Annotated in this window: 20 protein-coding genes and 2 pseudogenes; 17 read left to right on the top strand and 5 right to left on the bottom strand. The window is 62.4% G+C overall.

The annotated features are described in order from the left end of the window. Positions 1–30: 30 nt before the first annotated feature. Complete coding sequence (locus F3Y30_RS23285) at positions 31–1,329, top strand: amidohydrolase family protein (protein ID WP_203427533.1); 1,299 nt, start codon at positions 31–33, stop codon at positions 1,327–1,329. Between the two features lie 103 nt (positions 1,330–1,432). Further along, on the top strand, positions 1,433–1,780 hold the full coding sequence (locus F3Y30_RS23280) for a hypothetical protein (RefSeq protein WP_203427532.1): 348 nt from the start codon (positions 1,433–1,435) through the stop codon (positions 1,778–1,780). 78 nt (positions 1,781–1,858) lie between these two features. Here the strand turns inward: F3Y30_RS23280 and F3Y30_RS23275 are convergent, their stop codons facing one another. Together F3Y30_RS23275 and F3Y30_RS23270 are read right to left on the bottom strand one after the other, a co-directional pair. Then, positions 1,859–2,158 carry a DUF2934 domain-containing protein gene (locus tag F3Y30_RS23275; protein ID WP_203427531.1) on the bottom strand — a complete coding sequence of 100 codons (300 nt, stop codon included), beginning with the start codon at positions 2,156–2,158 and terminating at the stop codon, positions 1,859–1,861. A 220-nt stretch (positions 2,159–2,378) separates the two neighbouring features. Further along, complete coding sequence (locus tag F3Y30_RS23270; RefSeq protein WP_203427530.1) at positions 2,379–2,975, bottom strand: CDP-alcohol phosphatidyltransferase family protein; 597 nt, start codon at positions 2,973–2,975, stop codon at positions 2,379–2,381. A 138-nt stretch (positions 2,976–3,113) separates the two neighbouring features. Here F3Y30_RS23270 and F3Y30_RS23265 point away from each other — a divergent pair, with 138 nt between their 5' ends. The 15 genes and pseudogenes from F3Y30_RS23265 (at position 3,114) to F3Y30_RS23195 (ending at position 19,628) form a co-directional block, all read left to right on the top strand. Beyond that, positions 3,114–4,880 carry a bifunctional alpha/beta hydrolase/class I SAM-dependent methyltransferase gene (locus tag F3Y30_RS23265; protein WP_203427529.1) on the top strand — a complete coding sequence of 589 codons (1,767 nt, stop codon included), beginning with the start codon at positions 3,114–3,116 and terminating at the stop codon, positions 4,878–4,880. A 7-nt stretch (positions 4,881–4,887) separates the two neighbouring features. After that, positions 4,888–6,219: a phosphatase PAP2/dual specificity phosphatase family protein gene (locus tag F3Y30_RS23260; protein WP_246753071.1), complete on the top strand. Its 1,332-nt coding sequence runs from the start codon at positions 4,888–4,890 to the stop codon at positions 6,217–6,219. Continuing rightward, positions 6,216–6,656, top strand: a complete 441-nt coding sequence (locus F3Y30_RS23255) for a hypothetical protein (RefSeq protein WP_203427528.1) — start codon at positions 6,216–6,218, stop codon at positions 6,654–6,656. The genes F3Y30_RS23260 and F3Y30_RS23255 overlap by 4 nt, the downstream gene beginning before the upstream one ends. Beyond that, entirely contained in the window at positions 6,650–7,309 is a 660-nt protein-coding gene (locus F3Y30_RS23250; RefSeq protein ID WP_203427527.1) for a lysophospholipid acyltransferase family protein, read from the top strand. The genes F3Y30_RS23255 and F3Y30_RS23250 overlap by 7 nt, the downstream gene beginning before the upstream one ends. Continuing rightward, positions 7,306–8,238 (top strand): phosphatidate cytidylyltransferase, encoded by a 933-nt coding sequence (locus F3Y30_RS23245; protein WP_246753070.1) that lies wholly within the window; start codon positions 7,306–7,308, stop codon positions 8,236–8,238. Before F3Y30_RS23250 ends, F3Y30_RS23245 begins: the two co-directional genes overlap by 4 nt. A 205-nt stretch (positions 8,239–8,443) precedes the next feature. Continuing rightward, positions 8,444–9,316 (top strand): AraC family transcriptional regulator, encoded by an 873-nt coding sequence (locus F3Y30_RS23240; protein WP_203427526.1) that lies wholly within the window; start codon positions 8,444–8,446, stop codon positions 9,314–9,316. Positions 9,317–9,461: 145 nt separating this feature from the next. Further along, positions 9,462–9,904, top strand: a pseudogene (locus F3Y30_RS23235) (SRPBCC family protein). Positions 9,905–9,916: 12 nt separating this feature from the next. Continuing rightward, complete coding sequence (locus F3Y30_RS23230; RefSeq protein WP_203427524.1) at positions 9,917–10,717, top strand: FAD binding domain-containing protein; 801 nt, start codon at positions 9,917–9,919, stop codon at positions 10,715–10,717. Positions 10,718–10,763: 46 nt separating this feature from the next. Continuing rightward, on the top strand, positions 10,764–11,246 hold the full coding sequence (locus tag F3Y30_RS23225) for a (2Fe-2S)-binding protein (protein ID WP_203427523.1): 483 nt from the start codon (positions 10,764–10,766) through the stop codon (positions 11,244–11,246). Between the two features lie 9 nt (positions 11,247–11,255). Continuing rightward, a pseudogene (locus F3Y30_RS23220) lies at positions 11,256–12,622 on the top strand (xanthine dehydrogenase family protein molybdopterin-binding subunit). Positions 12,623–12,625: 3 nt separating this feature from the next. Next, positions 12,626–13,639: a molybdopterin cofactor-binding domain-containing protein gene (locus F3Y30_RS23215; RefSeq protein ID WP_203427522.1), complete on the top strand. Its 1,014-nt coding sequence runs from the start codon at positions 12,626–12,628 to the stop codon at positions 13,637–13,639. 9 nt (positions 13,640–13,648) lie between these two features. Then, on the top strand, positions 13,649–14,530 hold the full coding sequence (locus tag F3Y30_RS23210; RefSeq protein WP_203427521.1) for a MoxR family ATPase: 882 nt from the start codon (positions 13,649–13,651) through the stop codon (positions 14,528–14,530). Further along, the gene (locus F3Y30_RS23205) at positions 14,527–15,687 is read left to right on the top strand and encodes a VWA domain-containing protein (RefSeq protein WP_203427520.1); all 1,161 of its coding nucleotides are present in this window, start codon (positions 14,527–14,529) and stop codon (positions 15,685–15,687) included. The genes F3Y30_RS23210 and F3Y30_RS23205 overlap by 4 nt, the downstream gene beginning before the upstream one ends. After that, on the top strand, positions 15,671–16,558 hold the full coding sequence (locus F3Y30_RS23200) for an amidohydrolase family protein (RefSeq protein WP_203427519.1): 888 nt from the start codon (positions 15,671–15,673) through the stop codon (positions 16,556–16,558). Before F3Y30_RS23205 ends, F3Y30_RS23200 begins: the two co-directional genes overlap by 17 nt. A 370-nt stretch (positions 16,559–16,928) precedes the next feature. Next, positions 16,929–19,628, top strand: coding sequence for a DNA translocase FtsK (locus F3Y30_RS23195; protein ID WP_203427518.1), 2,700 nt, complete (start codon positions 16,929–16,931; stop codon positions 19,626–19,628). 33 nt (positions 19,629–19,661) lie between these two features. Here F3Y30_RS23195 and F3Y30_RS23190 read toward each other — a convergent pair whose 3' ends face one another. Genes F3Y30_RS23190 through F3Y30_RS23180 form a run of 3 tightly spaced genes read right to left on the bottom strand, consistent with a single transcriptional unit; the run spans position 19,662 to position 22,864 of the window. Then, the gene (locus F3Y30_RS23190; RefSeq protein WP_203427517.1) at positions 19,662–21,203 is read right to left on the bottom strand and encodes a DHA2 family efflux MFS transporter permease subunit; all 1,542 of its coding nucleotides are present in this window, start codon (positions 21,201–21,203) and stop codon (positions 19,662–19,664) included. Continuing rightward, a complete protein-coding gene (locus tag F3Y30_RS23185; RefSeq protein WP_203427516.1) occupies positions 21,196–22,410 on the bottom strand; it encodes an HlyD family secretion protein in 1,215 nt (404 codons plus the stop codon). The genes F3Y30_RS23190 and F3Y30_RS23185 overlap by 8 nt, the downstream gene beginning before the upstream one ends. Beyond that, positions 22,403–22,864: a MarR family transcriptional regulator gene (locus F3Y30_RS23180; RefSeq protein WP_203427515.1), complete on the bottom strand. Its 462-nt coding sequence runs from the start codon at positions 22,862–22,864 to the stop codon at positions 22,403–22,405. The genes F3Y30_RS23185 and F3Y30_RS23180 overlap by 8 nt, the downstream gene beginning before the upstream one ends. Between the last annotated feature and the right edge of the window lie 164 nt (positions 22,865–23,028).

Genomic DNA, 23,028 nt, shown 5'->3' with positions numbered 1-23,028 from the left:
CGATCAACTCCGAAACAAACCGGTGCCGTCATGTCCGATCTCATTGTCCGAAATGCAAACCTTCCCGATGGCCGCACCAAGATCGACATCCTGATCAGGGACGGAAAGATCGCCGAGGTCGGTCATGGCATCGAAGCAACCGCGCGCGAAGAAATCGATGCCACCGGCTGCCTTGTGACGCCGCCCTTCGTGGATCCGCATTTCCATATGGACGCTACTCTGTCCCTGGGACTTCCGCGAATAAACCGCTCGGGCACGCTGCTCGAGGGGATCTCGCTCTGGGGCGAACTCCGCCCGATTCTCACGCGCGAGGCTCTGGTCGAGCGGGCCCTTCGGTACTGCGACCTTGCCGTCAGCCAGGGGCTTCTGGCCATCCGCAGTCATGTGGATACCAGCGATCCGCGTCTTGTCACCGCCGAGGCGCTGCTGGAAGTGCAGGAGAAGGTTGCGCCCTACATAGATCTTCAGCTCGTGGCGTTTCCGCAGGACGGCTACTACCGCGCCGCTGACGGAGTTGCCTCGCTCAATCGTGCACTCGACATGGGGATCGGCATCGTCGGGGGCATCCCCCATTTCGAACGGACGATGGCCGATGGCGCCGCGTCGGTCGAAGCGCTGTGCCGCATCGCGGCCGAGCGGGGACTGCCGGTCGACATGCATTGCGACGAAACCGACGATCCGATGTCCCGCCATATCGAGACGCTTGCCGCGCAGACGGTCCGCTTCGGATTGCAGGGCCGGGTGGCGGGTTCCCACCTGACCTCGATGCATTCCATGGACAATTACTACGTTTCGAAGCTGATCCCGCTGATGGCGGAAGCCGAGATCAACGTCATCCCCAACCCCCTTATCAACATCATGCTGCAGGGCCGCCACGATACCTACCCGAAGCGCCGCGGCATGACGCGCGTTCGCGAACTGATGGATGCGGGTCTGAACGTTTCCTTCGGCCACGACTGCGTGATGGACCCATGGTACTCGATGGGCTCGGGCGACATGCTCGAAGTCGGTCACATGGCAATCCACGTGGCCCAGATGGCAGGCATCGAAGACAGGCTGAAGATCTTCGAGGCCCTGACGACGAACTCCGGCAAGACGATGGGCCTTGAAGGCTACGGGCTCTCCAAGGGATGCAACGGTGACCTCGTCGTGCTGCAGGCAAGGGATCCGATCGAGGCCCTGCGGCTGAAGGCGAACCGCCTCGCGGTGGTTCGCCGCGGCAAGGTAATCGCGCGCGCCCCGCGGCGCGTGAGTGAGCTGTTCCTCGACGGGCGTCCGGCTTCGGTCGACGGCGCAGCATATGCCCCGCGCCCTGCCACTGCGGATTGATCTTCAATTTGCAGGTTCGCCTGTCTCGGGAACTTTCGAGGCAGGCTGCCGTTTTCTCTCAATGCCATGGCCTTCGCCATGGAATGGTAGGGAGATACAAGAGATGGCACCGGAATTGGATGAACGTGGCGACGATGTCGCCGCAAGTCATGACGCTGATCGGAAGACCTATTCGGCGGTGGAGACCAGACAAGGGCTGCTCGGCCGGCCTGTTTTCATCGTCCTGGCAGCTGCCATGGCGCTGGTGCTGGTTGCCTGGGCCGGCGCGGAAATCTGGGGCGAAAGCACCGATACCGACCAGACCACCCAGTCGGAGCAGACGAGCCCGGAACAGACAGGCTCCATCGACAACGGCGCTCCGGCTGGCGGAGCGACCCACTCTACGCCGCAGACCTCGCCGATGGAGGGTGGTTCGACGCTCGATACGGGTACCGGCGGTCAGGGCCAATAGACCAATTCTGACGGCTTAGTGCGGTAATCCTGTCGGACCGGCCGGCCGAGGCAATGTCCTTGGCCGGCAGGAAGAGATCTACTGTTTCGTTGCCCCGGGAGTAACTTTACCGCGCCGCGCCTTGCTCGGCGTCTTTTCCAGTTCGACGATGCCTGTTTTCTTCTTCGATGCGGAAATCTTTGTCGTCGGGCTTTTTTCCGACTGTGTTTTTGTCGCTTTCGCTTTGCCGCCAAAGCCTGGCAGCGCTACCCGTTCCAGTTCGTCTCGCTCCCGAACAGCTTGTTTCCAGTGTTCATCATCTCGGCCGTGTGGCCTACCTTCCAACTCCCAGATGGAGTACGCACGCTTGCTGATCCATTCCGTTCGCGTATCGCTCATGTTTTATCCTCATTTGCGAGTGGGCAGGGGAACTTGGTACTCGGTGGCGAGATGACCGCCGTTGGAAAAGCAATGAACGCCGAACTGGTCTGGCCCAATCAGGCGAGTCACCTGTACATCAAATGTAAAGCGCACCCGGAACGATTGAAAGCTAATTCCGGCTCGACGCTGCAGGCCCGCAAGCCTCGCGCATACCTCCGGCGAGGACCCTGGCCGTCGATCAGCCGGAAAGACCGATACCGGCGCGTACCCGGTTGATCGTCGTCATGATCAGCGCCAGGCACACGACAGGCTGGAGATAGTAAGCCCAGGGCGCGAGCAATTCGGCGGCGACGAGGAGACCTAGTGCGCCGAACAGTACTGCGCGATCGCTCTTGCCCAGTGGACCATCGTAGCGGCGCGGCCCGCCCTGGGCAGAGCCAAGAACGCCCGCAAACTCGGTCACGACGGAAAGGAAGATGATTGCCGAGATCCATTCCGGCGTGAACGGGGAGATGACCGCAAAGGGCATGTAGAGAGCCGCATCGGAAACGACGTCGCCAAGTTCGTTCAGGAAGGCGCCGAGCCGGCTCTGTTGCCCATGCTCGCGGGCAAGCATGCCGTCCATCGCATTCAAGGCCATCCTGAGGAGCATCCAGAGCGGAATGAGCGCAAACCAGCGCGGATCCGCGCTCCATGTCAGGGCGGCTCCAAGCACCACCGATACAGCAGCCGCAAGCACGGTCACCTGATTGGCCGTCACTCCAATGGCCGCGAGTTTCGCCACCAGTGGCCGGAGCACATTCTGAAATGCGGATTTCAACTTGTAGACCGACATTTTTTTCCCTCGAATCGAAGGGCTGATTCGTTCTTGAAACATGAAGCGGCATCGGCGGCAATCCGGATAGGGGCCGGAGCCGCAAATCGCGGGCAGATCCGCAACGGGATTTGCCCATTGTGGGGCGAGGGGAGCTACGTGCTGAACACATTGGAACGCGCGCGAGAGTGCCGGGAGGCCGAGTTCGCGACGCATGACGGAACACGGCTGTTCTATCGCACATGGCCGGCCGAGATCCCCCGTCCCAGGGGAGCTATCGTGCTTCTCCACCGCGGACATGAACATGGTGGCCGCGTGGCCCACATCGTTCCCGAACTCGACCTGCCCGACTTCGCATTCTACGCGTGGGACGCCCGCGGTCATGGGCGCTCCCCGGGCGTGCGAGGGTACTCGCCATCGTTCGGCGCCTCCGTGAGGGATCTTGACTGCTTCATCCGCCATATTGCCGAAGAGGATGGAGTTCAAGTCGAGGACATAGTTGTCGTGGCCCAGAGCGTCGGCGCTGTTCTGGCGTCTACCTGGGTCCATGACTATTCTCCGAAGATACGCGGGCTCGTGCTCGCATCGCCGGCGTTCGACGTAAAGCTCTATGTGCCGTTCGCCCGTCAGGGCATCGCATTGCTGCAACGCCTCAAGGGCACCTTCTTCGTCAACTCCTACGTCAAAGCCCGGTTTCTCACCCACGATCCGGAGCGGATCGCCTCCTTCAATACGGATCCGCTGATAACCCGACCGATTGCTTCCAACATCCTTCTCCAACTCTATGAAGCGGCCGAGCGCGTTGTCGGTGACGCGCGGGCAATCACGGTTCCGACCCAAGTGCTCATATCCGGCAGCGATTTCGTCGTCCGACACGCTCCCCAGCACCGCTTCTATGAGCAACTGGGCAGCCCCATCAAGGAGCGGCATGTGCTTCCCGGTTTCTACCATGACACGCTTGGGGAACGGGATCGTGCGATCGCGATCGAGAAGGTGCGGAGTTTCATCGAGGGACGGTTCTCGGAGCCTTCTGCGGCGGTCGATCTTCGCGGCGCCCACAGACAAGGTTACACGCGCGATGAGGCGGATCGGCTGACGACGCCATTGCCGGCCACGACGTTGCGAGGCCTCTACTGGCTTGCGACGCGCGCCTCGATCCGGGTCGGGGCGCTGATCTCGAAGGGTCTCGGAGTCGGACGCAAGACCGGATTCGATTCCGGTTCCACACTCGACTATGTATACGAAAACGACGCGCGAGGGCTCGGTCCGGTCGGCAGGCTGGTCGATCGCCAGTTTCTGGACGCGATTGGTTGGCGTGGCATCCGGCAGCGCAAGATCCATCTGGAGGAACTGATTGCCACGGCGTTCGCCCGTTTGAACGAGGCGGGACGGCCTGTGCGGCTGCTCGATGTCGCCGCCGGACACGGACGCTATGACCTCGACGCAGTTGCGGCATGCGAGACGAGACCGGAAAGCATTCGCCTGCAGGACTATTCGCCGATCAACGTCGAGGCGGGGAGCCGGCTGATCGCGGAACGCGGGCTTTCGGACATTGCGCACTTCTATGAGGCCGATGCATTCGACACGAGTGGGTTGGCGGCAATAGAACCCCGTCCGACCGTCTCCATCGTGTCCGGGCTGTACGAACTCTTCCCCGACAATGCGTTGATAGAGGCCTCGCTCTCCGGTCTGTCGCAGGCCATGGATCGAGGCAGCCTGCTGATCTACACCAACCAGCCCTGGCATCCGCAGCTCGAGATGATTGCGCGGGCGCTGACGTCGCACCGGGGCGGTGCCTCGTGGATCATGCGCCGGCGGACGCAGCAGGAGATGGACCAGCTCGTCGAGGCAGCAGGCTTCCGCAAGCTCGAGCAGCGGATCGACCAGTGGGGCATCTTCACCGTCTCGCTGGCCGAGCGAACCTGAGGTCGCGGTGGCAAGTTCGTTCGCACCGACCCCCATCCTGCCAAGTCGCGCCGTTTCCGTTCGGGCGGCGCTCTGGCTGCTGTTCCTCGCACCGTTCTTCTATGCGACTTACGGAGCGGCGAACTGGCTCGCCATGCAGCGGGAGCACGTGCCAAACCTTGCCTTTTCATGGGAAGGCAGCATTCCGTTCCTTCCGTGGACGATCCTGCCCTACTGGTCGATCAACGCCTTCTACGGGCTGTCACTCTTCATCAACGATACGACCGAAGGGGTCGATCGCCTCGCCAAGCGCTATCTGACTGTCCAGCTCGTCGCCGTGAGCTGCTTCATTGTCTTTCCTCTGACGGCGACGTTCGAGAGACCGCCGACGAGCGGGTTGCCGGGCTTCATGTTCGATGTGCTCGGAGGCTTCGACAAACCATTCAACCAGGCACCGTCGCTTCACATCGCATTGCTCGTGATCATCTGGGACCATCTGCGACGCAGGATCGCGCGATCCTGGCGCTGGTTCTGGCACGGCTGGTGTGCCCTGATCGGGCTCTCGGTGCTCACGACCTGGCAGCATCATGTCATCGACATGCCGACGGGCGCACTCCTCGGTCTCTTCGCGCTCTGGCTCATTCCGGTTGCCGGGACCTCACCGGCGGCAGGGTTCAAGGTAACGGCGAACCGCAAGGCGAGGACGCTCGCGATTGCATACGGATGCGGAGTGGCGCTGTTCCTCGCCTTGACGGTTTTATTGACGCCGCGCTCGGGCGCCGCTCTCCTGCTGCTGTGGCCGGCGCTCGCGCTCGCAATCGTCGCGTATGGCTACCTCGGCGGTGGTCCGGCTGTATTCCAGAAGGGTGGCGACGGTCGTGTGACGCTGGCAAGCCTGCTTCTGCTCATGCCCTATCGCCTTGGGGCATGGCTCAATATCGCGGCGTGGACACGCAAGCTGCCATCCTCGGTGCCCGTGGCAGCTGGCGTTCACCTGGGTCGGTTTCCGACGGTGCGCGAATACGCCCGTTTCGCTTCCGTCGTCGACATGACGAGTGAATTTCCCGGTCTCGCGCCGCCGCCCACCGTCTGGGTCGCCATTCCCGCGCTCGATCTCTTGCCGCTCGACAGGTCGCAGCAATTGGCGGCCGCAAGCGCAATCGAGACGGCGCGAGAGCGGGGTCCTGTCCTGGTTTGCTGTGCGCTCGGCTTCCAGCGCAGTGCCGTTGCCGTGGCGAGCTGGCTGATGGCGACGGGGAGAGCCCAGAACGCAGCCGAAGCGATAAGAATGGTGGGAGAGGGTGGACGCCGCATTCACCTGACCGAGGCGATGATCGGTTCTGATGGAGATTGGCAATGAGTCAGTCCGATCTGTCGGCAGGGGAGGCGGCGACGTATTTTCGACGACGCGCGATCGCCGGCGGAGCCGTCGCAGTTCTGTCCATCCTTGCCGCACCGCTGCTTGCCGGCAGATGCGCGCAGGCGTCGCCATTGGCATGGCTGCTGCTGTCGGGTGCTGCGCTTGTCGCGCTGGCCCTCGCGGTTCACCTGCTGCTCGACGCTGCGCTCTTCCGCCTGTGTGCGAGCTACGAGGAGGAGGCGAGGGGTCTGGCGTCATTGGATGAGGTTCTCGCGAGAACTGGACTGCGCGCGGCGCCAGGCGAACTGCGTGGCCTCGCACCGCGTATCGCAGGATCGCGGCGCATTCTCTGGCACCTGAGGATCTCCGTCGCTGCCTGCCTGATACTCCTGATCGCCCTGCTTCTCGAAGGAACGGACGGTCTGCTACGATGCTGAAATCAAACTTCAGGCCGGCCGTTCAGGCGATGACCAGTGCCGTTCTCGCGGGGATGGCCCGCGCCATCACCGGGGTGCGTCCCATCTGGGCAGGTTGCGGGCCGTCACACCGCCAGCGCATCTACTTCGCCAATCATTCGAGCCATGGTGATTTTATCCTTCTCGCCTCCTGCCTGCCGCCCCAGGAGCGGGCGCGCACCCGTGCCGTCGCAGGGGCGGACTACTGGCGCGCCGGCCCGATCCGTCGGTTTTTCGCGGAGGTCCTGCTGCGCACCGTGCTCGTCGAGCGCAATTGGGTGGAGCGCACGGAGGATCCGATCGCGGTCATGCTGCGGGCGATCGACGAGGGGCAGTCCCTGATCTTCTTTCCCGAAGGCACGCGCAATATGGGCGAAGAGCCGCTGCAACGCTTCCGTTCCGGCCTCTACAATCTCGCCATTGCCCGTCCCGACGTGGAGTTGGTCCCCTGCTGGATCGAGAACATGTCCCGCGTACTGCCGAAGGGCGCCTTCCTGCCGGTGCCTCTGCTCTGCCGGGTGATCTTCGGATCCCCGATCATGCTTGAGGAAGGAGAGGAGCGGCAGGATTTCCTCCAGCGCGCGCAGCAATGCCTGCTGGCGATCAACCCCGACAACCGGAAAGAGGGAAAATGAACGCGGAGACGACCAGGCTCTTCCTTGCACTGATGGGCGTGCTTTCGAGCGCAAGCCTGGTCGCCGGCGTGCTCTCGTGGCGCAGCCCCAAGCCACTTTCGCCGACCCTTCTGAACCTCAACGCCCGGATAAAGGCCTGGTGGCTGATGGTCGGCGCGCTCTGCCTCGCCTTTCTCTTCGGCAGGGGCGGCGTGATCGTGCTGTTTGCCCTCGTCTCGTTCGCGTCGCTTCGCGAATACGTGACGCTCACCCTTACGAGGCGCAGCGATCACTGGGTCCTGCTCGGCATGTTTCTGGTCGTCATCCCGGTGCAGTACTACCTGATCTGGATCGATTGGTACGGCCTCTACTCGATCTTCATCCCCGTTTACTGCTTCCTTGCCATGCCCGCCCTGACGGCGCTTTCCGGCGATACGTCGCGTTTCCTTGAACGCATCTCGGAACAGCAATGGGGCATCATGCTGTCTGTTTACTGCCTCAGCCACGTGCCCGCGCTGATGACGCTGCACGTGCAGGCATACACGGGAAGCAGCCTGCTGCTCATCGCCTTCCTGATCGCGACAGTGCAGGGAAGTGACGTCCTTCAGTACATCTTCGGCAAGCTCTTCGGGAAGCACCGGATCTCGCCCTCGGTCTCGCCATCGAAAACCTGGGAAGGCATGATCGGCGGCACCGCCAGTGCCTCTCTGCTGGGCGCCGGCCTGTACTGGCTGACGCCGTTCTCCCCGCTTGAGGCGGGGTTGCTCGCAATGCTCTCATGCGTCATGGGCTTTCTCGGAGGGCTGGTTGCATCCGCGATCAAGCGTGACCGTGGCGTCAAGGACTGGGGCCATATGATCGAGGGGCACGGCGGGATGCTGGATCGGGCCGACAGCCTCGTCTTTGCCGCGCCAGTCTTCTTCCACGTCGTCCGTTACGCCTGGACGTGACGCTGGTTACCAGTCTAGGCGGAGCGGATTGCGCCGATCGGTCAGCCAATCAATCAGTCTGAAATTCGTTTCCTCTGCTTCCCTGTCCCGAAGCGATCATACGGCACGGCTTGACGAACGGCCGGCAACCCCACAGACTCCCCCGCGCGGATGACGGCGTGCGCAAGCATGTCGAAAAGGGAGGTCTCATCTGCGGGAGGAACATATGACGGAATCCATCAGGCTCTTTCGGGGCCGGTTCGGGCATGTTTCGCTTTTGAATGTCTGCAGCAATCTCGTGACACATGCCCATCCGGAGCTGCACATCGTCCTCTGGCTCGCGGGCGACGGTGGCGAGATGACGGTCGGCAGCGAACGTGTCTCGGTCTCGCCGGGTATGGCCATAGGCATAAACTCGTTCCAGCCGCACAATCACGTTTTCGACGAGAGCAAGACGCCAGGCACGTTTCTGGCTTTCTACATTGATCTGGAGTGGCTCAAGGAAAGGCGAAACCTCGCCTCCGGAAAGCAAGTCTTCGCGACGCCGCTCATCCCGCTGGAGCCCTGGCTCAGCGAAACCGCCGCCCTTCTGCCGCAAAAGCTCTCCTGCGGCGAGGACGATTACGAGTTGGTTGCCTACGAGCTGGAGCGGCTGATCGACCATCTGTTGGATGCCGCCGATGCTGCGAGACCTCCGGTTTCTGCCGCCCATCCCGTCCGATCCGCACGCGATTTTCGCGTCCGCAAGGCCATTGCGCTTATGGAAGCCAATGTCGGGGAGCGTATCTGCTTCGATCAGGTGGCGCGCAGTGTCGGCCTGTCGCGCCCGCATTTCTTTGCGCTCTTCAAGGAGCACATGAATGTCACGCCGAACGTCTATTGGAACACGCTCAGGATCGCCGAGGCTGTACGCTGTCTGCAGACTTCGAACGAGTCGCTGATCTCCGTAGCCTGCAATCTCGGCTTCACGACGCAGGGCAACTTTTCCCGCTTCTTCCGCGAGCATACAGGCGTGCCGCCGACCGTCTATCGCTCGGCTGCAAGCGAGGGGCCGCATTCCCAGCAGGCCGGGCGGGAGCGTGACGGCCTCTGTCCCTGAAGTGGCGCGAATTTCAGACTTATCGATAGGTTGTCGAGACTGATCGATAAGCCCATGTGCAAGGCCTCCCTATACTCGGCCGTGTTGAGGGCCTGCAGACTGTGCGGGCGCCACAGGACCGGACCTTGGCACAGGGAGCCTTTTCATGACCAAAGTCACCATTTCCTCCGTCATTGCAGCTCCGATCGAAAAGGTGTGGGAGCGCATTCGCGACTACAACGGCCTGCCGTCCTGGCATCCGCGCATGGTCAAGAGCGAGATCGAGGATGGCCTGCCAGCGGACCAGATCGGCTGCGTGCGAAAGTTCGAACTCGTCTCCGGCGCGACGATCCGCGAGGAGCTCATTGCGTTTTCGGACAGCGACCGCTTCGTTACCTACAGCATCCTCGAAACCCCGCAGCCGATCAGCAACCATCAGGCCACCCTCTCGCTCCGGCGTATCACTGACGGCGATCATACATTCGCGGAATGGACCGCGTCGTTCGATGCGCCTCCTGAGGAAGCGGAAAAGGTAGCCAAGGGCATGGGCGAGAACGTGTTCCAAGGGGGTTCAATGCGTTGAAGACCTTCTTCTCAGGCAAGGCATGAAGGAGGGGCGGTATGGGACTGCTTCTGAGAACCTTCCAGACGGCTGATGAGGCGAGCGCGACGCTCAAGGCGGACCATGCGTCGCGTTACCTCGGCGGCGGGACGCTGCTGGTGCGGCGGGCGAACGAGGGTGACATCTCGTTTTCGAGCTATGTGCGCGTGGTCGACAAGGCGTTGTCAGAGATTTCGATCGCGGACGGGCGCGTGCGTGTCGGCGCATCTGTGACGATGGCACAAATTCTCGCCAGCACGGAACTCAGTCCCCTTGGGCCGGCGGCACGCGCTGTGGGTGGCCCGGCAATCCGGAACATGGCGACGGTCGGCGGCAACCTTCATGCACCACCGCCCTACGGGGACTTCGCAGTGGCGCTCATCGCGCTCGGCGCGCTGGTGGATTTCGACGGCCGCGAGGTTCCGGTCACTGACTTTCTGGCCGGGCGTGATGGTGTGTTTTCCTCCGGTGTCATCCGTTCGGTGAGCTTCGCCCTGCCGGCGGAGGGCAGCTTTCGCTTCGCGAAGGTGTCACGCGTGAAGCCCAAGGGCACGGCAGTCGTCACGATTGCCGCGGTTATCGAGGAGGATAGCGGCGTCATCACGTCGGCCCGCGTCGCCTACGGCTGTCTGGCGGACCGCCCCATCCGGGCGAAAGTCGTGGAGGGCGCGCTTGTCGGCAAGGAGCGCAGCAGGGATGGAATAGCTGAGGCACTCGCCGTCGCTCACGAGGGAACGACGCCGATAACCGATGCAGTTGCAAGCGCCTGGTATCGCGGGGAGGTACTGCCCGTGCACCTCGCGCGCCTGCTTCTGGGCTAACAGGAAAAGGACGAGATATTCGGGCGCATGGTTTCGGGAGGAAACGATGACCAAGGTTCCGGTGCAATTCACGCTCAACGGCGAGGAGAAGGCCGAATTCGCAGAAAGCGGCGCAACGCTGCTCAAGGTGCTGCGTGAGAAGATCGGAGACATGTCCGTCAAGGGGGGCTGCCAGCAGGGAACCTGCGGAAGCTGTTCCGTGATCATCGATGGCGCGCTTCACCTCTCTTGTCTCACGCTCGCGGAAACCTGCGACGGCAGGTCGGTCCAGACGACCGCGGGGCTGGAAGATGCGGGGGTGCTCCATCCGCTGCAGCGGGCCTTCAATGAGGGGTTCGCGACGCAATGCGGCTTCTGCACGCCGGGAATGCTGATGGCGGCCAAGGCGCTGCTCGACAGCAATCCGGCGCCGAGCCGCGAGGACGTAATCGAGGCGATCGCGGGGAACATCTGTCGCTGCACCGGCTATGAGCCGATCATCCAGGCGATACTTAGCGCGGCGCACGCCAATACTCTCAATGCCGCGTGAGGACGAAACATGGAACTTCGCAAGGAATACTTCGCGGGAGAGCGGAAGGACGACCTCAAGGAAATCGGGCAGCCGCGGCTTCGCTCCGACGCGCTCGGGCACGTCACGGGCAAGACAACCTTCTTCGCCGACCGCAACCTGCCAGGACTGCTTCACCTGAAGATGGTCCGCAGTCCTCACCACAATGCCCGCATCCGCTCGATCGACCTTGCCGATGCGGCGAAGCATCCAGGTGTCGTCCGGATATTGACCGCCGGTGACGTACCGCACAATGTCTACACGATCCTCACCCTGATCCAGGTCGGGCCGGAAGACGAGACGGTACTTGCGACAGACAAGGTGCGCTTCAAGGGAGAGGCCATTGTCGCCATTCTCGCCGACACCGAACGTGCCGCGCACGAGGCGGCCGCCAAGGTCAAGGTCGACTACGAAGTCCTACCAGCGGTTCTCTCAATCGACGAGGCGCTGGCCCCAGGCGCTCCCATCGTCAACGAGTATCACGGGCGGAACTACTATCTCTACGACAGCGGTGAATGCCGCAAGGTTCGCTTTGGCGATGTGGAGGCGGGCTTTGCCGGGGCGGATCATGTCCTCGAGCAGACCTATTCGTCCGGGCCGATCGAGCACGCCCCGACGGAAACGACGGGCTGCATCGTCGTGCCCGAGGGAAGCGGTCGTTTCACCTGCTACACGAATACCCAGGCGATGTTCTTCACGCTCGACAATACCTCGATCATCCTGCAGATGGACGGCGCCAAGCTTCACATGGTCGGCGGTACGGTCGGCGGTGGTTTTGGGGGCAAGGTGGACGTGATCGTGGAGCCGATCGCCATCCTCGGTGCGAAGCTCACCGGGCGCCCCGTTTCCTTCGTCTACAGCCGTGAGGAGGAGATGCAGGTCTCGTCTCCGCGCGCGGCCGAAAAGCTGGTGATCAAGGATGGCGTCATGAACGACGGGCGCATCGTCGCCCGCTATGTCAAGGCTTACATCGATGCCGGCGCCTATTCGCGCCACTCTCCCTACGGGGCGCAGAAATCGGCGGCGCATTTCCGGGGCCCTACACCGTTCCCAATGTTTGGGTCGACAGCTATTGCGTCTACACCAACCGCACGCCGTCCAGCGCCATGCGCGGCTTCGGGGTGACGATCGGCGACTTCGCTCTCGAGGTCCAGATGGACAAGCTCGCCAGGCTGATAGGAATGGACGCTCTCGAGTTCCGCTTCATCAACGCCTATCGTGACGGCGACATGAAAGCCCACCGCCAGCCGACGGAGGGCGCTGCACTGATCGAGTGCATGCAGGAGGCCTCCCGCGCCGCCAACTGGCCGGTGGCTGACAAATACATGAACATGTCCTCCGCGATACGGGAGCGTTGAAGCATGGCAGTCAAGCGGGGCCGCGGCGTTGCGGCGATCAACTATCCGACCGGCATGAACCTCGGTGGCGATCCGACACAGGCGCTGGTGCACTCCACGCCGACCGGCAACTTCATGGTGTCGCTGTCAAGCGTCGACCTCGGGCAGGGGATGAAGCAGATCATGGCGCAAATTTGCGCCGAGACAATCGGCGTTCCAACCGATCGCGTGATCGTCGATACCGCCGACACCGACACCGGCCCTCACTGCATGGGCACATTCGCCTCGCGCGGAACGCACCGTGCGGGCAATGCCGTTATCCAGGCGGCAAAGGAAGCGCGGCAGGTGATGCTCGAGGTGGCGGCTGAGGAGCTCGAGGTCAATGCGTCCGATCTCGACACCGACGGTCTAGGCAATATCCATGTGAAGGGTGCCCCGCAGCGCTCGATATCGATCTTCGACACGGCGCTCTCGGCCCATTTCAAGCGCGGGCGGTCGATTTCCGGTCGCGGCATGTTCCTGATACCCCGGTCCTATCCGGATGCCGAGACGGGGGCGATGAAGCCGTCCACCTGCTATGCCCACGCCTGTACTGTGGCCGAGGTTGAGGTGGACGACGAGACCGGCGAAGTGGATGTGCTGACGATCAAGAACGTCTTCGAGATCGGCCGCGCGCTGAACCCGAAGATGGTCGAGCAGCAGCTCGTCGGCGGCTCCTGGATGGGCATCAGTCACGCCCTCTACGAGACGACCGAGCCCTACTATCCCGATCGCAGCCATGGCGGGAGGGACTTCAACGAATATCTGATGCCGGGACCGGGCGATCTGGCGGAGACCGAGATCATCGTCCTGGAGCGGCCTGCGGCTGACGGACCCTTCGGGGCGAAAGGGCCGGGCGAGATGTGCGCCAACCCGCAGATACCAGCCGTTGCGAATGCAATATATGATGCAGTCGGCGTGCGCATCGACACGCTACCGATCACGCCGGAGCGTATTTTGCGTGCGCTTAAGGAACGCGCTGCTGGCGACGCGAGCTGAGGAAGCAACATGACGGAGCAGGAAGCGAAATCCGTCGTCAATTCTCCATCGGCCGTCGCGGCCGGTTTCGCCTCTTGCCGCTACATGGCGGACGAAGGCCTCTCCACGGCGGTTTTTCTTGCGATCGAACTCGGGAAACCGCTCCTGCTCGAAGGAGCGCCCGGGGTCGGCAAGACGGAAGCGGCGAAGGCCATCGCCGCCATGCTCGACCGCGACCTCATCCGGCTCCAGTGCTACGAGGGCATAGACGCCCAGCATGCGCTCTACGAGTGGAACTACCAGAGACAGCTTCTGGCGATCCGTCAGGCTGGGGAGCGGGAAATCGACATCTATGATGACCGCTTCCTGCTGGCACGGCCCCTTCTGCAGTCGCTGCAGGCTCCGCAGGAGACCGTGCTGCTCATCGACGAGATCGATCGCTCCGACCATGAGTTCGAGGCGCTACTGCTGGAGTATCTCTCGGATTTCCAGATCACGATCCCGGAGAGAGGCACCGTTTGCGCAAAAGTGAAGCCGATGGTCGTTCTGACCTCGAACCGGACACGCGAGCTTGCCGAAGCGCTGCGCAGGCGCTGCATCTACCACTGGATCGCCTATCCCGATGCCGAACGCGAAGCGTCCATCATCATGATGCGCTCTCCGGATGTCGCCTACGAGACGGCGAGGACGGTTGCCGCCGCCGTCGGCTCTCTGCGAGCGCGCCCACTCGCCAAGCCTCCGGGAATCTCAGAAGCCGTCGAGTGGGCGAACGCGGCGACGGTTCTCGAAAAGAGCGGAAGCGCCTGGCCCGAGGCCTTCCGGCGCGCGATAGGTGTCCTCATCAAGGATGAGGAGGATCTGGGCTTCATCGCTACCGACCTGGGGCAGATCATCGAGGAGGCGATGGCATGAACCTGGCCCCCGCCTTGCCCCTTGCCGCCGAGCCCTTCCTTCGGCTTTCCGGTCTCCTTCGCGAAAGCAGCTTTTCCATCGCACCCGAGCAGGTCACCGCATTTCTCGCTTCGGTATCGCTTCTCGGTCCCTGCTCGATCGAAGACATCCGCCAGGCGGGCATCGCAACGCTCGCGCCGTCGCCGGACCGGATGGGGGAGTATGATGCGATCTTCCGTGCCGTGTTCTTCGGCGATGCCGTCATCGCCGCCGGTGCGGAAGATGAGGACGACGAGACGCGCGTCAAGGACAGTATGGGAAGAGAGCAGCAGCGTGAGATGCTGGTGAAGCGGGAAAAGGGCGGGGCCCTGTCTTCCGGCGCCGAACGGCTATCCACCCGTGAACTCGACGGCGGAGCGGAAGAAGGCGAACTACGGCAGTTCCGGCGCAGTCTCGGCCGCTGCCTGCCACGGCGCCGCAGCTTCCGGTATCTGCCGACCCGATTAGGTGGCCACATCGATCTGCGCCGGTCGCTGCGGGAGATCGTGCGTGCCGACGGAGACATTCCCGATCTGCGGTTGCGCAAGCGCGAGATCGTGCTGCGACGGATCGTATTGCTCATCGACATCTCGGGATCCATGAAGCAACATACTCTGGATCACCTGAAGGTCGCGCATGCCGTGGTCCAGGGCGCCGGATCTGCGGAGGTCTTCACGTTCGGAACGCGCCTGACCCGGCTGACAAGCGCCCTCAGGATTCGCGACAGGGCGCAGGCGTTGGAGATGGCGTCCCGTCAGGCGGAGGACTGGGACGGCGGAACGAGGATAGGGCCGGCGCTTCTCGCCTTCCTTGCCGTTCCGCGGTTCTCGTCCATGGCGCGCGGTGCTGCGGTCGTCGTACTGTCAGACGGACTGGAGCGGGGAGCGCATCAAGATATGGAGACGGCGATGCGGCGGCTTTCGGCGCGCGCCTTCCGCCTCTCCCTTTGTACCCCGCTTGCCGGCGACCGGCGCTTTCGGCCGGTGACCGCGGCATTGCGGGCGATACTTCCAATTCTCGACGATCTCGTCGACGGTTCTTCGATTGCGACACTCGCCGATTTCATTCTGTCGCTCGACAAGCCGGCGCCGCGAGCCGAGGCGATCTGGGGGAGGAACGCCGATGCAGGGCATTGTTGACGCACATTTCCACATCTGGAGGCAGAAGGACCTGCCCTGGTTGAATGGGCCGATGGTGCCGCGCATCTTCGGTCCGTATGAGCCGATCATGCGCGACTATCCGATCACCGAATACCTCGGTGACCTTCAGGGCGAAGGGGTTGAAAAAGCGGTCTACGTCCAGACCAACTGGACCAGGGACGACTACGAAAAGGAGGTCGCCTGGGTAAGCGAGACGGCGAACGAATATGGCTGGCCTCATGCGATCGTCGGTTATGCCGACATGACGGTGAAGGACGTCAGGCCCCAGCTCGATCGCCTGAAGGCCTATCCGCTCATGCGCGGCGTGCGCATGCAGCTTCACTGGCACGATGTGCCGGAGTACCGCTTCGCCGCCTCAGCGCGGCAGGTGATTGATCCCGCGGTATCCCGCAACGTCGCGCACCTGAAGAACTACGGACTTTCATTCGACCTGCAACTGTTCCCTGGGCAGATGGAGGACGGGGCACAGCTCGTTGCCGACAATCCGGGGACCGATTTTATCCTGACGCATGCAGGCATGCTGGTGGACGACAGGCCGGCGACGGTGGATGCCTGGCACCAGGGGCTTTGCCGCTTCGCCGGGATGGACAATTTCCATGCCAAGCTCTCCGGCCTCGGCACCTTCGTGCACGCCAATGACCCGACGCTGGTGCAACGGATTATCGACGATGCGATCGACATCCTCGGGAGCGAACATCTGATGTTCGGCTCCAACTTCCCGATCGAGAAGCTGTGGACGGACTACCGCACGCTGCTGACGACTCACAAGCAGGCCGTCGACGGCCACGGCGTGATCGACATGGAGAACATCTTCCGCAAGACCGCGACAAGGGTCTACCGGCTGGCCTGATTTCACCAACCAGCCGGCTCCACCGACACCCCCGCGAGACGGTGCGCAACAAAAAATTTCTCGCGTGGCGTCGGCGCTCCGGCGGACGTGTAGCGGCTTCTTGCGAAGCCTGTCCGGTGTGTCGGTGCCGGCTTCGGCCGTCATGAAAATTACTCCGCGAACTGCTCGGCCCGAGATTGTTCAAATGTGGGTACTGAGAAGATATTATCTAAAATAAATCAGCAAGATAACGTTCTCATTCGCTCACGTTTCGGCTGGCAATGCCGGGTCGATGCCGTCAATCTGATGCATTTTCCAAAGGGATTGTTAACCTTCATTTCCTATCGATCAGGGCAGCCCATCGGCAATGTGTCTCGTGCTTGAAGGTCCCATGCGTATTTCCAGAAACAACTTCTCATCCGCAGCCCTGGCCCATGACGGGTACGAGGCGGTAACACCGGACAACGATAGTGGAGACGACGGCTGGGACGACGCGACCGAGGCGCCCGCCGAAGAGGACCTGCAGTGGTACGATTCGCATGCGGAGATCGCCAACGATGCGGCGAAATCCCGTTTTCGTTCGCCGGTTCTGCAAGGTTACGACCCGGCGCAGAACGCCGATGGAACATGGGAAAGCCACTTCTACCTCGCACCCAATGTGCGCTTCACCCGGACGCCCGACCGTGTCGGCGCGGAGCGGCGGCTGGCCGAACAAGCTGAAGCCATTCCGCAGCCAAAGGATCCTGTCCCCGCCCAGACGCTGCCCTCGGAGACAGCACTTCTGCAAAAGCTGAGGGAAGCCCTCAACGAGCGGCGGCGCAAGCCGGAGCCGATCGTCGAACCCGATGCGCCAGCTCCCCTGGCGGTGGCCTCCACTCCGGAGCCGACCCCGCAACTCGAAGTAAAGCCAATTCAAGCGAAGCCGATACAGTCAGTGACCATACCCGTACCCCAATTCGCAAGACCCGTCGTCAATCCCCCGGCTGCACCAGCAGCCCCGAGGCAGACTAACCCAGAGGCGGCAACTCCGTCTCGCTTCGTCAATCTTTCCGATTTCGCGTTCTTCGAGACGATGGCAATCGACGTCGATCTCATTCCCGAGCGCGCGCCCGTCCGGAAGGACGTCGCGATCGCCCCCGCGCAGAAGGTGAATGTTGCACCAGCGGCGCCGGCGCCGGTGTCCGTTCCTCAGCCCCAAGTCGAGTCGATTGCGCACCTCTTCCGCGTGGTCGAGTGCCGCAAGCCGTCCGTTGCCGAAACGCCTGCCGCCGACGTGAGTGAAACCGCCGCCGTAACTCCGGTTGTCGAGATTGCCGCACCGGCGCCGTCCGGCCCGGAAGCTCCGGCTCTTGTGGCCCAACAGGCAGGTATTGCTCCGGTGCCGGCTGTCCATGCCGCAAATGCGGTCCAGCCGGTGGTCGAAAATGTCGAGCGGCCGCGCGTGGCGGTGACGTCCGGCGTGGCGATTTCGAAGCCCTTCCAGATCAATCTGGATGCAATGCCCGTCGCGTCCGACCCGGGTTACGAATTCCCCCCGCGCGACCTGCTTCAGGAACCGCCCCTTTCTGCCGGCTACGTCCTGTCGCAGGAAACGCTCGAGCAGAATGCGGGCCTTCTGGAAAGCGTGCTCGAGGACTTCGGTGTGCGTGGCGAGATCATCCACGTGCGGCCCGGTCCTGTCGTGACGCTCTACGAATTCGAACCGGCGCCCGGCGTCAAATCCTCGCGCGTGATCGGCCTTGCGGACGACATTGCCCGCTCCATGTCGGCACTCTCTGCCCGCGTCGCTGTTGTGCCCGGCCGCAATGTCATCGGCATCGAACTGCCGAACGCGACCCGCGAGACCGTCTACTTCCGCGAGATGATCGACTCCCAGGATTTCGCAAGGACGGCGTTCAAGCTGCCACTCTGCCTCGGCAAGACCATCGGCGGTGAACCCGTGGTGGCGGAACTGGCAAAGATGCCGCACCTGCTCGTCGCCGGAACTACCGGCTCCGGCAAGTCGGTCGCCATCAATACGATGATCCTGTCGCTGCTCTACCGGTTCCGGCCGGAGGAATGCCGACTGATCATGGTCGACCCCAAGATGCTGGAACTGTCGATCTACGACGGCATCCCGCATCTGCTGACGCCGGTCGTGACGGACCCGAAGAAGGCGGTGATGGCTCTGAAATGGGCCGTGCGTGAGATGGAGGACCGCTACCGCAAGATGTCGCGGCTGGGCGTGCGCAACATCGATGGCTACAACAGCCGTGCCGCCGCCGCCCGGGCAAAGGGCGAGACGATCATGGCGACGGTCCAGACCGGCTTTGACCGGGGCACGGGTGAAGCCGTCCACGAGCAGCAGGAGATCGACCTCGATCCCATGCCCTACATCGTCGTCATCGTCGACGAAATGGCCGACCTGATGATGGTTGCCGGCAAGGAGATCGAAGGTGCGATCCAGCGTCTTGCGCAGATGGCGCGCGCCGCCGGCATCCATCTCATCATGGCGACCCAGCGTCCTTCGGTCGACGTCATCACCGGCACGATCAAGGCGAACTTCCCGACCCGTATTTCGTTCCAGGTGACGTCGAAGATCGACAGCCGCACCATTCTCGGCGAGCAGGGAGCTGAACAGCTCCTCGGCCAGGGCGACATGCTGCACATGGCGGGCGGCGGACGGATTTCCCGCGTACACGGCCCCTTTGTTTCGGACGAGGAGGTAGAGAAGGTCGTCCTCCACCTGAAGGCGCAGGGCCGACCGGAATATCTGGAGACGGTTACGGCCGACGAAGAGGAAAGCAAGGAAAGCAAGGAAGGCAAGGAAGTCGAGCCGCCCGCAGGCGCCGTATTCGACAAGAGTGACATGGCTGCCGAAGACGGCAATGATCTCTACGAGAAGGCAGTCAAGGTGGTGATGCGCGACAAGAAGTGCTCGACTTCCTACATCCAGCGCCGCCTGGCGATCGGCTACAACCGTGCGGCTTCCCTCGTAGAGCGCATGGAGAAGGAAGGACTGGTCGGGCCTGCCAATCACGTTGGCAAGCGCGAGATCATCAACGGCGAACGCGATGCATTCGGACCGATCGCACCCGACGAAGCCGAGTAATCCGCAAGTAGTGAAGCACCGGAGCCCGGCGCTTCACTCCATCACGGCACTATGGTCTGCCACCGGCGGGGCCGTGGGTTTGCGCAGCAGGAGAACCAGCGGCAATGCTGCGATGGACATCAGCATCAGCAACTTGAAATCGTCCATATAGGCGATGATCGTTGCCTGGAGGGTTATCGTGTTGTCCAGGGCGGCCCGGCCCGCTGCAGTGAATGGACTGAGCGACTGCGCCGCCGCGCTGTGGAAGGCATGGTTGAACGGCGTCACATAGGCCGCGATCGTTTCATGGTTGGTCTGGACGTTTTCAGTGATCAGGGCGGCGACCACCGAAATTCCGACGCTGGAACCGATGTTGCGGGACAGGTTGTAGAGGCCGGTGCCGTCGCCGCGCATCTGGGCCGGCAGCGTCGAGAAGGCCATGGTGGTCAGCGGCACGAAGAGGAAGCCGAGACCTGCACCCTGAATGAAGCCGACGGAGACGATGGTCCATTGCGAGACATCCGGCGTCCAGCCGGTCATGTCGTACATGGCCCAGGCGGTCAGTGCCAGGCCGATCGCCAGCAGGAAGCGGGTATCGATCTTGCCCATCAGCTTTCCGACGAGAAACATGCAGACCATTGTGCCGAGGCCACGCGGGCCCATGACGATACCAGCAGTTATGACCGGATAACCCATCAGTGTCTGGAGATAGGGCGTCATCAGCGCAAGCGACGCGAGATAGGTTATGCCGATTATGAAGATGAAGACCATGCTGACGGTAAAGTTCCGGTCCAGGAACAGTCGCGGATTGACGAAGGAATTGTTCGCCGTGAACGTGTGCACCAGAAGCAGATAGAATGCGCTCACGCAGACAACAGCTTCGACGAGAATTTCACCCGAGTGAAACCAGTCGAGTTGTTCACCGCGGTCGAGAAAGAGCTGCAGCGACGCGATGAAGAGGCTCATCATCCCGAAGCCGAACCAGTCGAGCTTCGCCAGTCTGTCCAGCTTGGTTTCCGATACGAAGACGGTGATGCCGAAGAAGGCGAGCGCCCCGATCGGCACATTGATGTAGAAGACCCAACGCCAGCTGATGTTGTCCGTGAGCCAACCGCCGATGACCGGTCCGAGGACAGGGCCGACCATGACCGAGACGCCGAAGAGGGCCATGGCGGATCCACGCTCCTCGACGGTGTAGATGTCGAGCAGAATTCCTTGCGACAGCGGGACGAGCGCTGCGCCGAAGAGTCCCTGCAGCAAGCGGAAGGCGACGATCTGGTTGAGTGACTGGGCGATGCCGCACAGTACGGATGCGAAGACGAACCCGGCAATGGCCGCCAGAAGAACACGCTTGCGCCCGAACTTGGCGGCGAGGAAGCCCGACGGCGGCGTCATTATCGCAGCCGCGACGATGTAGGAGGTCAGAACCCAGTTGATCTGGTCGGCACTCGCCGCCACGCTGCCCTGGATGAATGGCAGGGCCACGTTGGCGATGGTCGTGTCCAGCGCCTGCATGATGACAGCGAGGATCACGCAAGCCGTAATCGCGCCACGGTTCGCGATCGGAGCCGTGGCCGAAACGCCCTGGCTACTCATGGTCGCTGCCGCTGAGCGCGCTCACCAGCTTCTCCGCGGATTCCGGCAGGCCTCGTGCATGGCCGGTATCGACATCGACGATCGCGCTCATGCCGACGCGCAGCGGCGGCTTGCCTTGCTGATCGTCGATGCTGACGCGCATCGGGATCCGCTGGACGACCTTTACCCAGTTGCCGCTGGTGTTCTGCGCGGGCAGCAGCGAGAAGCTCGAGCCGGAAGCGGGGCTTATGCTTGCAACCTTGCCCTTCCACTCGACGCCCGGGTACGTATCCACGTAGATCGATACCGCCTGTCCGGGAACGACGTGGGTGAGTTCGGTTTCCTTCGGATTGGCCGCGATCCACATGTTGGTGTCGGAAACGAGCGAGATCGCCTGTTGGGACGCTGTCAGGTATGAACCGGACTGGAGGCTGCTGACATTCGTGACGATGCCGTCGAAGGGCGCCTTGACCACGCTGTGGTCGAGTTCCCGCCGGGCCTTGTCCACGTCGGATTTCGCCTGGAGATAGAGCGGATTGGACTCAAGTGTCTGGCCCGGGTCACCGCCAACCTGGGCAAGCGTGGCCTTGGCTTCGGCCTTGGCGACGGCGACCTTCTGTTCGGCCGCCTCCAGGTCATGCTTGGCCTGGTCGTAGGCGGCATGCGAGGCAACAGCGCTCGACAGAAGATCCTCCTGCCGCTTCAGGTTGGTCTGGTAGTAGGGGATGTCTGCTTCCGCCTGGGTAATCTCCGCAAGCGACTGCTCGTAGCTGGCCTTCAGGTTCAGTATCTGGTTCTTGACGACCCCTAGCTGCGCCTCCGCCCCGGCAAGGCTGATCTCGAACGGCTCGGCTTGCAGCTTGAAGAGCGTCTGTCCGGCCTTCACCGCCTCGTTCTCGTGCACGTCGATCTTTTCGACAATGCCGGAAACATCCGTGGTAATGCCGACCATGTCCGCTTGGATGTATGCGTTGTCCGTCGACATCACCTGTCCGCCGGTCACGTAGGAATATCCTCCGATCGCGAGGCACACGGGAAGCAATGCGAAGAGAATTGGGCGTTTGAGACTGCGCCGGCGGCGGACCTGAATGCCGCCGGGCGCAGTCACTTCAGCAGCGGGCACCGCGGAGACCGGTGTTTCCGCTACTGTATCTCGGAGTTCGGAGGTTGGAGCGTCGGCTGCATTTGCGTTGGCGGCGACGCGCAGGGATGAATTTGCTTCAGACATTCGAGGACTCTGTTTCTGTCGCCGGGTTACGGCACGCTTGCACAAGATTGGTCTTCATGAGGGACAACGTCGCGAAGAGCTGTTCCCTTTCTGCGGCCGAAACGCCCTGAAGGGCTTCGGCCCTGGTCTCGTCGCCTAGCACCCGCATTTCCGCGATAAGCGGCAGGGCCTCCTCACGCATGTAGAGCAGCGAAATCCGGCGGTCGGTCGGGTGCTGGCGTCGCTCAACCAGGCGCCGGGCCACCAACTTGTCCAGGATGCGCGTGAGTGAAATCGGTTCGATCTCCAGCATGTCGGCGAGCGCTGCCTGATGAATCCCGTCGTTGTTCAGGAGATAGGCGAGTGTCTGCCACTGCGCGCGCGTAAGGCCCAGGCACTTCGCGCGCTGCTCGAAGCGCTTCCTCAACAGGCGCGCCACGTCATGCAGAAGGAAACCGAGAGTGGGCGCGCCCATGCGTCATTCCATAAGCAAGTCTGTTATAGTCGTATATATAATAAGCATGCTAATAAATGCAACGGCTATTTTGCACTGCAACGACAAAAGGAGGCGGAATGTCGGGCGAGGGGCCGATGGGGCGCCTGCCCGGGAGAGGGGAACTTTCCCGCAGTGATCTCGTT

The sequence above is a fragment of the Sinorhizobium sp. BG8 genome (genome assembly GCF_016864555.1).
In the GTDB taxonomy this organism is placed as follows: Bacteria; Pseudomonadota; Alphaproteobacteria; order Rhizobiales; family Rhizobiaceae; genus BG8.
The sequence above is the reverse complement of the archived record's forward strand: the minus strand, read 5'-3'. Positions and strand labels throughout refer to the sequence as shown.

Bases quoted from the DNA above. Each gene is read 5' to 3' on its own strand.
- F3Y30_RS23240 (WP_203427526.1), top strand. From the start codon at position 8,444: ATGACGGAATCCATCAGGCTCTTTCGGGGCCGGTTCGGGCATGTTTCG.
- F3Y30_RS23255 (WP_203427528.1), top strand. From the start codon at position 6,216: ATGAGTCAGTCCGATCTGTCGGCAGGGGAGGCGGCGACGTATTTTCGA.
- F3Y30_RS23190 (WP_203427517.1), bottom strand. From the start codon at position 21,203: ATGAGTAGCCAGGGCGTTTCGGCCACGGCTCCGATCGCGAACCGTGGC.
- F3Y30_RS23245 (WP_246753070.1), top strand. From the start codon at position 7,306: ATGAACGCGGAGACGACCAGGCTCTTCCTTGCACTGATGGGCGTGCTT.
- F3Y30_RS23205 (WP_203427520.1), top strand. From the start codon at position 14,527: ATGAACCTGGCCCCCGCCTTGCCCCTTGCCGCCGAGCCCTTCCTTCGG.
- F3Y30_RS23195 (WP_203427518.1), top strand. From the start codon at position 16,929: ATGCGTATTTCCAGAAACAACTTCTCATCCGCAGCCCTGGCCCATGAC.
- F3Y30_RS23185 (WP_203427516.1), bottom strand. From the start codon at position 22,410: ATGTCTGAAGCAAATTCATCCCTGCGCGTCGCCGCCAACGCAAATGCA.
- F3Y30_RS23280 (WP_203427532.1), top strand. From the start codon at position 1,433: ATGGCACCGGAATTGGATGAACGTGGCGACGATGTCGCCGCAAGTCAT.
- F3Y30_RS23230 (WP_203427524.1), top strand. From the start codon at position 9,917: ATGGGACTGCTTCTGAGAACCTTCCAGACGGCTGATGAGGCGAGCGCG.
- F3Y30_RS23270 (WP_203427530.1), bottom strand. From the start codon at position 2,975: ATGTCGGTCTACAAGTTGAAATCCGCATTTCAGAATGTGCTCCGGCCA.
- F3Y30_RS23225 (WP_203427523.1), top strand. From the start codon at position 10,764: ATGACCAAGGTTCCGGTGCAATTCACGCTCAACGGCGAGGAGAAGGCC.
- F3Y30_RS23200 (WP_203427519.1), top strand. From the start codon at position 15,671: ATGCAGGGCATTGTTGACGCACATTTCCACATCTGGAGGCAGAAGGAC.
- F3Y30_RS23180 (WP_203427515.1), bottom strand. From the start codon at position 22,864: ATGGGCGCGCCCACTCTCGGTTTCCTTCTGCATGACGTGGCGCGCCTG.
- F3Y30_RS23215 (WP_203427522.1), top strand. From the start codon at position 12,626: ATGGCAGTCAAGCGGGGCCGCGGCGTTGCGGCGATCAACTATCCGACC.
- F3Y30_RS23250 (WP_203427527.1), top strand. From the start codon at position 6,650: ATGCTGAAATCAAACTTCAGGCCGGCCGTTCAGGCGATGACCAGTGCC.
- F3Y30_RS23275 (WP_203427531.1), bottom strand. From the start codon at position 2,158: ATGAGCGATACGCGAACGGAATGGATCAGCAAGCGTGCGTACTCCATC.
- F3Y30_RS23210 (WP_203427521.1), top strand. From the start codon at position 13,649: ATGACGGAGCAGGAAGCGAAATCCGTCGTCAATTCTCCATCGGCCGTC.
- F3Y30_RS23285 (WP_203427533.1), top strand. From the start codon at position 31: ATGTCCGATCTCATTGTCCGAAATGCAAACCTTCCCGATGGCCGCACC.